Below are 10,210 nucleotides of genomic sequence, written 5' to 3' on the forward strand. Positions count from 1 at the left end.
GTCGGGACCTGCGGACCCCGACACGCCGACACCTGTGGACAAGTCGTCCTACCTGTGGAGAACTTCCGCAAATTCAATGGAAATCGGAGGTCCGATTTCCATTGAATTTGCGGGACCTCGGACGGAGGGAACGGTCAGACCTCTACTCGGTGGAGGAGGATGTCGCGGACGAGGGTGGCGAGGCTTTCGGCATCCGCCTTGGCCTTGATGCGGGCTCGGTGGACGTCGACGGTTTTGACGCTCGTGCCGAGCTTGCCCGCGATGGTCTGGCTCGGCAGGCCCTCGATGACCAGGCGCAACACCTCCCGCTCGCGCGGGGTCAGCGACTGCAGGCGGGCCGCGACGGCGCTGCGCTCGGCGTGCTCGGCGAAGCGGTGGCGGGCCTCGTCCAGCTGCGCCTGGACCAGCTCCACCATCCGCTGCGGCTGGTAGGGCTTCTCCAGGAAGTCGACGGCGCCGCGGGTGACGGCGCGGACCGACATCGGGATGTCGCCGTGGGCCGAGCAGAACACCACCGGCGCCGGGTAGTCCATCTCCAGCAGCCGGTCCTGCAGCTGGAAGCCGCTGATCCCGGGCATCCGCACGTCGACGATGACCACGGCGACCTCGGCCGGGTCGAACTCGGCCAGGAAGGTGCCGGCGTCGGGGTAGGTCAGGGCCTGGACGCCGATGCTCTCCAGCAGGAACACCAGCGACTGCCGCAGGTCCGCATCGTCGTCGACGATGTGCACCACCGGTTCGGTGTTCTCCGAGGTCACCGGCCCCGCCTCCTCCACGTCGGCCACCGCCCGGCCGGTCACGGCTTCATCAGCACCGACGCGGACGGGTGGTCGCTGGCCCAGTCCGCGGCGAGCGGCGCGATGAACACGTTCTCGGTCCGCGTACGTGTGATCCTCCAACCATCCGCGTCTTTTCGGAAGGCGTTGTTCAGCCGGCTGGAGCGCAGCAGGGCCTTGCCGTCGGAGAACAGCCAGGGCTGCACGTGGATCCACTGGCCGGTCGCCTCGGTGCCGTCGACGTGGATCTGCTCCGAGGTGAGGTAGTGCGCGTTCAGCAGCAGCGCCGGGTCCTGCTTCTCGCCCCAGAAGGCCTCGAAGTGCGCGCGGATCGCCGCGGCGCCCTCGGCCCGGCCGAACTGGCCGTCGTAGTACTCGCCGACGCCTTCCCAGACGGCGTCCTCGGCGTAGAGCTCCATGATCAGGTCGATGCGGTGGGCGTCGTCGCGGACGCCGAACTCGGGGCAGGGTGTGTCGCACAGGAACATGTAGCGGGCCTGGATCCGGCGGATCTCGGCCTCGGCCTCCAGGACCTCGACCCGGCGGGCGAGCTCGGCGACGGTCTTCTCCAACGACATGTTCACCTCACGGGATGTTCCGGACCGGAACTCAGGAGTGCACAGTGGACGATCGCGGCGGGCTGCGCCGGAGCGGGCGCAGCGGACTTCGGGGCCGGACCTAATGGATAGCACCAACGCACGCCGCGCGGAACCCCGCAAACCCCGGCAAATCACCCACATCGAAAACATAACCGCAGGTCAGACGCATCGCCAGTGCTCCAGCTGAAGGTTTCCCCTACGCCCGCTGGGGAGCTCTACCAATTCCGCACCGCCGGACCAGCGCTTACGCTCGGCAACCATCCAGGCAACGGCGCGACCCCGAGGAGTCCGGATGGCCGAGCATGGTTCCACAGTGGACACTCCGAGCGCGGGAACCCGGATCACCGCGGTCGAAGCGATCCCGTTCGCCATCCCGTACGCCAAACCGCTGAAGTTCGCCTCCGGCGAGGTGCACGCCGCGGAGCACGTGCTGATCCGCGTGCACACCGAGGACGGCGTCATCGGCGTGGCCGAAGCGCCGCCCCGCCCGTTCACCTACGGCGAGACGCAGGCCGGGATCGTCGCCGTCGTCGACTCCCTCTTCGCTCCGCAGGTCACGGGCTTGCGCCTGACCCAGCGCGAGGTCGCCCGCGCCCGCCTCGACCGCACCGTCGGCAACCCCACCGCCAAGGCCGCGATCGACATGGCGATGTGGGACGCCTTCGGCAAGACCACCGGTCTCAACGTCACCGACCTGCTCGGCGGCTACACCGACCGGCTCCGGGTCAGCCACATGCTCGGCTTCGACGAGCCCGCGAACATGGTCGCCGAGGCCGAGCGGATGGTGGCGACCTACGGCATCCGCACGTTCAAGGTGAAGGTCGGCCGCCGCCCGGTCGAGCTCGACGTCGCCGTGGTGCGCGCGCTCCGCGAGGCCTTCGGCGACGCCGTGGAGCTCTACGTCGACGGCAACCGCGGCTGGACGCCGGCCGAGTCGCTGCGCGCGATGCGCCAGCTCGCCGACGTCGACCTGATCTTCGCCGAGGAGCTCTGCCCGGCCGACGACGTGCTCGGCAGGCGCTGGCTGGTCGGCAACCTGGACGTCCCGTTCATCGCCGACGAATCCGCGGTGACCCCGGCCGACATCACCCGCGAGGTGCTCGGCGGTTCGGCCACCGCGATCAGCATCAAGACCGCCCGCACCGGGTTCACCGGCTCGCAGCGCGCGCACCACCTCGCCGAGGGGCTCGGCCTCGAGGTCGTCATGGGCAACCAGATCGACGGCCAGCTGGGCACCGCCTGCACGATCGCCTTCGGCGCCGCCCACCAGCGGACTTCGCACCGCGCCGCGGAGCTCTCCAACTTCCTGGACATGACCGACGACCTGCTCACCGAGCCGCTGCAGATCCGCGACGGCGAGCTGCGGGTCCGGCCAGGCGCCGGGATCGGAGTCGAGATCGACCCGGACAAGCTCGCCCACTACCGCCAGGACTCGTGAGCGGCGGCGGTCGTTCTCGCGACCACCGCCGCTCACGCAAACGGGATGGAGGACCCAGATGAGCGCCGCTGACGAGACCGCCACGGCAGCCGCTTCGGGCGCTGCCGCGACCGAGCGCTTCCACCACGACAAGTCGCCGTACGACGCGGTCAAGGACACCCCGAAGGAGCGCGTCGACCTGCTCGCGCGCGAGGTCATCGGCGCGATCCACGAGACGATCCGCAAGCACCAGGTGACCTACGACGAGTACAACGCGCTGAAGGCGTGGCTGATCCAGGTCGGCGCGGACGGCGAGTGGCCGCTGTTCCTGGACGTCTGGGTGGAGCACGTGGTCGAGGACGTGGCCACCGCCGACCGCAAGGGCAGCAAGGGCTCGATCGAGGGCCCGTACTACGCCCCGAACGCCCCCGAGCGCGGCGCGGACGCCGAGCTGCCGATGCGCGAGGACGAGGCCGGCACCCCGCTGCTGTGGGAAGGCGCGATCACCTCGGTCGACGGCACCCCGCTGGCCGGGACCGTGGAGCTGTGGCACGCCGACTCCGACGGCTTCTACAGCCAGTTCGCCCCGGGCCTGCCGGAGTGGAACCTGCGCGGCACGTTCACCACCGGTGAGGACGGCAAGTTCCGGATCCGCACCATCCAGCCCGCGCCGTACCAGATCCCCACCGACGGGGCCTGCGGGAAGCTGATCGCCGCGGCCGGCTGGCACGCGTGGCGCCCGGCGCACCTGCACGTGAAGGTCTCCGCGCCCGGCCACCAGCAGCTCATAGCGCAGCTGTACTTCCCCGGCGACCCGCACAACGACGACGACATCGCCAGCGCGGTCAAGCCGGAGCTGATCCTCTCGCCGGTCACCCAGGCCGACGGCAGCGCTAAGATCGACTACAGCTTCGCGCTCGACCCGCAGGAGGACTGACCGTGCTGTTCCACGTGCGGATGGACGTGCGCTTGCCGCACGACCTCGACCCGGACGCCAAGGCCGAGATCATCGCCAGGGAGAAGGCGTACGCCCAGGAGCTGCAGCGGTCCGGCAAGTGGCCGCAGATCTGGCGCATCGTCGGCGAGTACGCGAACATCTCGATCTTCGACGTCGAGTCCAACGACGAGCTGCACACCCTGCTGTCCGGCCTGCCGCTGTTCCAGTACATGGACATCGAGGTCACGCCGCTGGCCAAGCACCCGTCCGACATCAAGGACTGAGTCCACTTAGGACTATCGGGGTGGGTTCGCCGCAGAACCCACCCCGATGTCGATTCCCGGCGAAACCTCCCGCGACGAGCGCCGCTTGCCCTACTGTGGCCGAGTTCCGGAACTCTCGGGAGAATCGGTTGTTCAAGCTGCTGCGCCGCACGCGTTCCAAGGCCGACTACACGTGGTTCCTGGCGGTCCGCGAATGGCCCGTGCTGGTCTCCGCACTCGGCGTGCTGCTCGGCGCCGTCACCATCCTGCCCAGCGCCGTGGGCGTCGTGATCTCGGTGATCGCCTTGCTGCTCGGGTCCGCGACCTTCGTGCGAGACCTGCGCAACCTGCGGCGGCGCTGGTCCTCCCACGACTTCTCGCTGATCGCCGCGCCGTTCCCGCACGAGGCGTTCCCGCCTCCGGCCGCGTACCCGGACGCCGAGTACTGCTACCTGCCCAACCGCGGAACCGCGCTGATCAGCGACCAGATCGACGACAGCTTGCGGAAGCGGCGGTTCACCGTGCGGGTGGCCGACGAGCCCTACCGGCTGCCGCCGCTCCTGCGCGCCACCGCCCCGCACGTGCTGCCCATCCGGGCCCGCGGGCGCCTGCTGTTCAACGGCCCGGTGGTGGGCATGCGCACCGAGCCGCTGCCGGGGGTAGGTGAGGCGGAGATCCAGCTGCACCGCGCCCGGTACTTCGACTTCCAGTGCTCCAACGAGCTGTGCACGATGCGCATCACCAACCGGGAGACGGGCGAGGACCTCGACCCGCGCCGCCGCCTGCTGACCGACACGTCCGGCCGGATCGTCACCCTGGCGGCCAGCGTGCTGTCCGACGTCGTGGGGATCTCCACCTTGGCGTTCACCACCGACGGCCTGCTGCTCCTGGTGGGCCAGTCCGACCGCAACACGGCCAGCCCGCTGCTGCAGGCCCCGTCCGGCAGCGGATCCCTGGAACCCCGCGACCTGACCGACGCCGACGGCGAAGCGCGCGAAACCCTGGCCGACGTGCTGCGAGCGGGCATGGAGCGCGAGTTCTGCGAGGAGACGGGCGTGCGCCCGGACGCCATCGCGGGCACCGAGATGACGGGCTTCGCGCGCTGGATGGAACGCGGCGCGAAACCGGAGTTCTTCGGCCTGACCGAGCTGTCGGTGTCGAGCACCGAAATCCGCGGCACGGCACCACGAGGCGCGGAGCGCCTGTACAGCTCCGACGTCACCTTCCTCGAGATCGACCTCGCCGCCCTGGGCGCCGAACTCCGCACGGGAACCCCGATCCTCGAAGCCCCGAGCCTCCCCACCGTGATCCGCGAGGTCGGCTCCCTCCCCCTCCTCCTCGGCATCCGCGCAGCAGCCCACCACCGCACCGCCTGACCCCACCGAAATCGCGGGCCCGCTGCCGGTCTCGTCCGCAAGAACCTCTTGGTGAATCCTCTATGGACACCCTCCGAACGCGGCTGATCGCTCAGCGGGATCGCCGTACCCGCAACTGGGACTCGACGGTCGGGGACGTCCTCATGGGACACTTGCGGGCATGTTTGGAATGCCTGGGGTCTACGAGATTCTCGTCATGGTCGGTGTCTTGATCGTCATCATCGCGGTCGTGGCGCTGATCGCTCGCAGCATGAAGAAGTAGGCCGGGCGAGCACGAACTGAACTGCGCGCCTCCGCTCTGACATCGCAGAGCGGAGGCGCGCCGCTTTCTCCGCACCTTCCGGCGCTGGTCCCGGTGCCGCACCAGCTGATCGGCTCGAGTCCAGTTTCCCGGAATTGGACCAGGCGCTGGGCCGGGAGGCTCCGTACGGTCGTGCTCGGACACCACGAACGGAGCCATTCCATGCACCCGCGACTCGCCACGGACCGCGATGAGCTGCCGCAGCAGCTGGCGGCCGTCCAGCAGCACGCCGCCGACGTGCTCTCCCAGTTCTCCGAGCGGAAGGTCGTGCCCGCAGCTCCCCTGCCGGAACCGGCCCCGCTGTCCGCGCAGGGGGCTGGGCTGCGGACCGCGCTGGAGGAGTTCACCGCACGCTGGGAACCGGCGCTGTCGACGAGCGCTGGACCGCGGTACCTCGGATTCGTCACCGGCGGGGTGACGCCCGCCGCGCTGGTCGGCGACTGGATGACCTCGACCTGGGACCAGAACTCCTTCACTTCCCTGGACGCGGCCGGGCAACACCTGGAGCGCGAGGCGATCGGCTGGCTGCGGTCCCTGTTCGGCCTGTCCGACCAGCAGCGCGGGACCTTCGTCAGCGGCGCCACCATGTCCAACACCGTCGGCCTCGCCGTCGCCCGCGAATGGCTCGGAGAACAGCAGGGCGTCTCACCCGCCGAGCACGGAGCGGGCGCGCTCGGCGCGGTGCGGGTGCTCTCGGGGGCCGCCCATTCCAGCGCGGCCAAGGGGCTGTCCGTGCTCGGCCTGGGGCGCCGATCCCTGGTCCAGGTGCCGACCCTGCCCGGGAGGGAAGCCGTCGACCTGGCAGCGCTGGAGCGCGCGCTGGCCGAGGGCGAGGGCCCGTGCATCGTGATCGCCAACGCGGGCACCGTCAACACCGTCGACTTCGACGACCTGCGGGCCATCGCCGGGCTGCGCGAGCGCTACCCGTTCTGGCTGCACGTGGACGCCGCGTTCGGCGCCTTCGCCGCCCTGTCCCCCGAGCACGCGCACCTGGTCGACGGCCTCGACCTTGCCGACTCCATCTGCATCGACCTGCACAAATGGCTGAACGTCCCCTACGACAGCGCTGTGCAGTTCACCCGCCGCCCCGACCTGCAGACGCGCGTCTTCCAGAACGCGGCGGCCTACCTCGGCCCGCTCGGGGACACCCCCGACACGGCCAACCTCACCCCGGAGAACTCCCGCCGCCTGCGCGCCATCCCCGCTTGGTTCACCCTGCGCGCCTACGGGCGGGACGGGTATCGCGAGATCACCGAGCGGTGCATCGCCTGCGCACGCACCGTCGGTGACGCCGTCGACAGCACCCCCGGTCTGCAACTCCTGGCACCCGTCCGCCTGAACGTCGTCTGCTTCACCCTCGCCGACGACCCCACCGCCGAACGGCTCTCCGCGCTCACCGAGCAGATCGTCGACGAGGCCTTCCTGACCCCCACCGTCCTCGACGGCGTGCCCGCGCTGCGAGCCGCCTTCAGCAACTGGCAGACCACCGCAACCGACGCCCACCGAGTGGCTTCGGCACTGCGAGCAGCGGTGCACGAGTTGTGACGCAACGACCTACGATCTGGTCCTAAGTGGACGGTCTCATCCAGCACGCTCGTTCTCGGACACGGTTCTTCCCGGCCCGCGCGCTCATCGACGCAGGCGCCTGCGGATCGCTGCGGCGATCATGAGGATCGGCACGATCAGCGGGAGCAGCGCCAGCGGTCAGTACGCGCCCGCGAGGGCGGGCACCACCAGCAGCACCGACCCGAAGCCAAGGGTGAAGGTGAGGTCGCCGTCCTGATCGTCGTGGGGGTGCCGGACGACCACGGCGACCAGGCCCGCCACGGCCAGGACCACCACCAGCCGCAGCCCCCAGAAGCCGGCCAGCGCCGTGATCGGCGCCAGGATCGCCACCGGGAGGAAGAGCGCGAGGTAGACCCAAGGGCCGACGACGCACACGCGCGCCACGAGCAGGGCCCGACCGTCGGGTCGCCCCTTGCCACTGGGCGGCTTGCGCCACCACACGATCATCGGCATCCCGGCCCCCGGTTCCGCACATGCGAAACCCCAGGTCTGTGACCTGGGGTTTTGGTGGGTCGCCAGGGGATCGAACCCTGAACCCGCGGATTCTGAGGCCACACCTGCGGTTGTTTGCGGTCACTGCTCAACACCTACCACTACCTGCACAGGTCGCGATAGCAAATGTTCATCACGATGCATCGTTTGCGGTCATTTCGTGTGGTTTTGTGAGGGTAAAGTGCGGATTCCTTCCCCAGGGTCGCAACCCCGGCCCACCCCGGCGTCAGACGCGGTAGCGAAGTTGCCGAGTCCTGATGCGTGGACTCGCAGAGGTATGCCTTGGCGGGCGCCGACTGGACACGGAGGAAGGACAGCGGGCAGGTACAGGAGCCGACCCGCATCGAGGGAGATGCGCTTCCCTATCTCCCGCGCCCGGTAAAAAGACATGCGAACAAGCACAAGGGTGCAGGGTGCTGCGCGCACCTCCAACCGGACGTCTCCTATCGGCCGGTTGGTCCAAGCCACAAATAAGCCCCGCTGGGCTGGATGAGTGAATGATGATCAAAGCCATCCCACCCACAAGACCAGGGGGTTAACCTCCGCATTATGGAGCGAGCGAGGCTGCCAGAGGATGCCTGCAAAGAACATTTCAGTGTTGCATATATTCAAGCACTGGCCTCTCTAGCTGGAGTCGCGGTCGAGGTAAGAAAGGTAGACTATTTCGGAGTCGACCTTGAACTGGTAGATGGCCCGTTCCGCGTTGATGTCCAAATGAAAGGTATGAAACAGAGAGATCCAGATAAAATAATTAGTTACGACTTGCCTGTTCACTCGTACAACCAATTGGCCGACCCGGAACGAACAGTGCCCGGATACCTATTTGTTGTAGAAATGCCCGCAAAATGGGAGGACTGGGCACGTCAAACAGACTCCGAGCTGGTTTTGCGCAAGTCAGGATATTATGCCAAGATATCCGGGCTAAAGCAGAGTGGCAACAGCTCCAGCCAGGTAGTCCACGTAAACAGGTCCAATCGGGTGACACCCGAGTTCTTGGTGACAGCCCTGCGGAAGTCACGGAGGGGTGAGGTATGACTTACACCGACGCCGACGAGTCCGCAGTGCCCCCTCGCGAGATCCGCAGCTATCTCGACAGGCACGGATGGTCAAGAGAAGAGCGTATCGGCGACAGGTTTGAGGTCTGGGCTACCGGCCAAGGGACAGACGCCTCCGAAGTCCTACTGCCGTTAAATACTAGGGCAAGCGACTACTCCCGGCGCATTAGAAACCTTTTTTCAGATCTTAGCAATCACCTGCAAATATCGATATCAGAAGTTGAGCAGGAGATCTCACAGGGGTCTGAAGATCGAATCGCCTTCAGCATGGACGGCGAGGGTATCCAAAGGGGAAGACTTCCTCTATCCGACACCACCCAGGCCTACAATCAAATTAGCAAAATTGTCGTTGCTTCTGCTTGTTCGACCCTGCGTCGGCGTAGTTATCATGGTAGATCAAGACCAAAAGCGGCTCGCGATATGGCGAAACGTTTGCAAGCGGTTGCGCCCGAAAGTGGTAGTTATGTGATCCCACTCGTAAACGATCTGCCGAGCCTTGACTCTTTTCATGAGGATCCCACTCTTGATCTAAATGTAGAGTCCGAACGGACGCTCTTCCCAAGGCGCGTACTTGGTACTTTGCACTCTTCGCTTAATGAGCTCTCGGAATTGGCTTCGCAGAAGCGCGTTGCGGACGGTCAAGCTTTGACAACAGCCGTCCTTGAAGGACTCAGCTCTGAGACCTGTGCCGCGATCTCGAAGATTCTCAACACCGAGGGAATTGCACGTTTTGACATCAACTTCGGCTGGGCAACCAATCGTCGAAAGCCAGCAACAATCAACCGATTCTCGTTCTCAGTGGATCAGGCTGCAGCTGTTGCCCGTATTGGACAGAGGCTGCGACGAGCCGAAACGGTGTCAGATGAGGTAATTTACGGTACCGTAGTGGCGCTCAAACGCCCTGTTTCAGAGGACGACGGCGACGTCACCGTTTCAGCAGTGATCGACGATAATGTACGAAACGTTCGAATGACACTGAATGACAGATTCTATCGGGTTGCCTCCCAAGCAAATAGCGATCGTGCAAGGGTAGTCGTCTCCGGCGAATTACTTCGACCCGCCTCCGGAAACTACAAAATGACTCGGGTTGATTCTTTTAAGCGGGACTCTGCGACGCGATTCTGATGTTGCGTCAAACCCTCCGGCAAATCAGCCACAAGCAGGAAACCCGATACACGATCGAGCGTACGAGCTCGTCAGGAGTGGTAAGGCGACCAGCTCGGCTACGTGCCCAGCACCGTTCTTCGATGGCTCGCACAGCCAACCAGTGGCGTCGGGACCTCCGGGCTCAAGGTCTCTACTTCTCCGGCTCCTGCGGGGCCGCCTGCCTTCCGCGCGCGCCCAACCGCGGCCGCCGCCCCACCGCCCGCGCCCGGTCCGGGACCGGCGCCAGCCGCACGCCCGGCCTGCGGTCGGCGGACCGGGCTC

Annotated in this window: 10 protein-coding genes; 7 read left to right on the forward strand and 3 right to left on the reverse strand. The window is 66.7% G+C overall.

The window, feature by feature from the left end; translation table 11 throughout:
• Positions 1-134: 134 nt before the first annotated feature.
• On the reverse strand, positions 135-800 hold the full coding sequence (locus tag ABTZ89_RS29380; protein WP_351050707.1) for a response regulator transcription factor: 666 nt from the start codon (positions 798-800) through the stop codon (positions 135-137).
• The gene (locus ABTZ89_RS29385) at positions 797-1,354 is read right to left on the reverse strand and encodes a nuclear transport factor 2 family protein (RefSeq protein WP_270950083.1); all 558 of its coding nucleotides are present in this window, start codon (positions 1,352-1,354) and stop codon (positions 797-799) included. The genes ABTZ89_RS29380 and ABTZ89_RS29385 overlap by 4 nt, the downstream gene beginning before the upstream one ends.
• Before the next feature lie 313 nt (positions 1,355-1,667).
• Here ABTZ89_RS29385 and ABTZ89_RS29390 point away from each other — a divergent pair, with 313 nt between their 5' ends.
• From ABTZ89_RS29390 to ABTZ89_RS29410, 5 genes are all read left to right on the forward strand, one after another.
• Positions 1,668-2,813 (forward strand): mandelate racemase/muconate lactonizing enzyme family protein, encoded by a 1,146-nt coding sequence (locus ABTZ89_RS29390; RefSeq protein ID WP_351050710.1) that lies wholly within the window; start codon positions 1,668-1,670, stop codon positions 2,811-2,813.
• 58 nt (positions 2,814-2,871) lie between these two features.
• On the forward strand, positions 2,872-3,729 hold the full coding sequence (catA, locus tag ABTZ89_RS29395) for a catechol 1,2-dioxygenase (protein ID WP_270950081.1): 858 nt from the start codon (positions 2,872-2,874) through the stop codon (positions 3,727-3,729).
• Positions 3,730-3,731: 2 nt separating this feature from the next.
• A complete protein-coding gene (gene catC, locus ABTZ89_RS29400; RefSeq protein ID WP_270950080.1) occupies positions 3,732-4,013 on the forward strand; it encodes a muconolactone Delta-isomerase in 282 nt (93 codons plus the stop codon).
• A gap of 128 nt (positions 4,014-4,141) precedes the next feature.
• On the forward strand, positions 4,142-5,368 hold the full coding sequence (locus tag ABTZ89_RS29405; protein ID WP_351050714.1) for a hypothetical protein: 1,227 nt from the start codon (positions 4,142-4,144) through the stop codon (positions 5,366-5,368).
• Positions 5,369-5,831: 463 nt separating this feature from the next.
• The gene (locus ABTZ89_RS29410; RefSeq protein ID WP_351050717.1) at positions 5,832-7,214 is read left to right on the forward strand and encodes a pyridoxal phosphate-dependent decarboxylase family protein; all 1,383 of its coding nucleotides are present in this window, start codon (positions 5,832-5,834) and stop codon (positions 7,212-7,214) included.
• Between the two features lie 159 nt (positions 7,215-7,373).
• Here ABTZ89_RS29410 and ABTZ89_RS29415 read toward each other — a convergent pair whose 3' ends face one another.
• A complete protein-coding gene (locus ABTZ89_RS29415) occupies positions 7,374-7,688 on the reverse strand; it encodes a hypothetical protein (protein ID WP_351050719.1) in 315 nt (104 codons plus the stop codon).
• 588 nt (positions 7,689-8,276) lie between these two features.
• Between ABTZ89_RS29415 and ABTZ89_RS29420 the strand changes: the two genes are divergently transcribed.
• Together ABTZ89_RS29420 and ABTZ89_RS29425 are read left to right on the forward strand one after the other, a co-directional pair.
• Complete coding sequence (locus tag ABTZ89_RS29420) at positions 8,277-8,762, forward strand: DUF4365 domain-containing protein (protein ID WP_351050722.1); 486 nt, start codon at positions 8,277-8,279, stop codon at positions 8,760-8,762.
• Entirely contained in the window at positions 8,759-9,907 is a 1,149-nt protein-coding gene (locus ABTZ89_RS29425) for a hypothetical protein (protein WP_351050725.1), read from the forward strand. The genes ABTZ89_RS29420 and ABTZ89_RS29425 overlap by 4 nt, the downstream gene beginning before the upstream one ends.
• The last annotated feature ends 303 nt before the right edge of the window (positions 9,908-10,210 follow it).

Source organism: Saccharopolyspora sp. NPDC002686, from assembly GCF_040295745.1.
GTDB classification, from domain to species: domain Bacteria; phylum Actinomycetota; class Actinomycetes; order Mycobacteriales; family Pseudonocardiaceae; genus Saccharopolyspora; species Saccharopolyspora oryzae.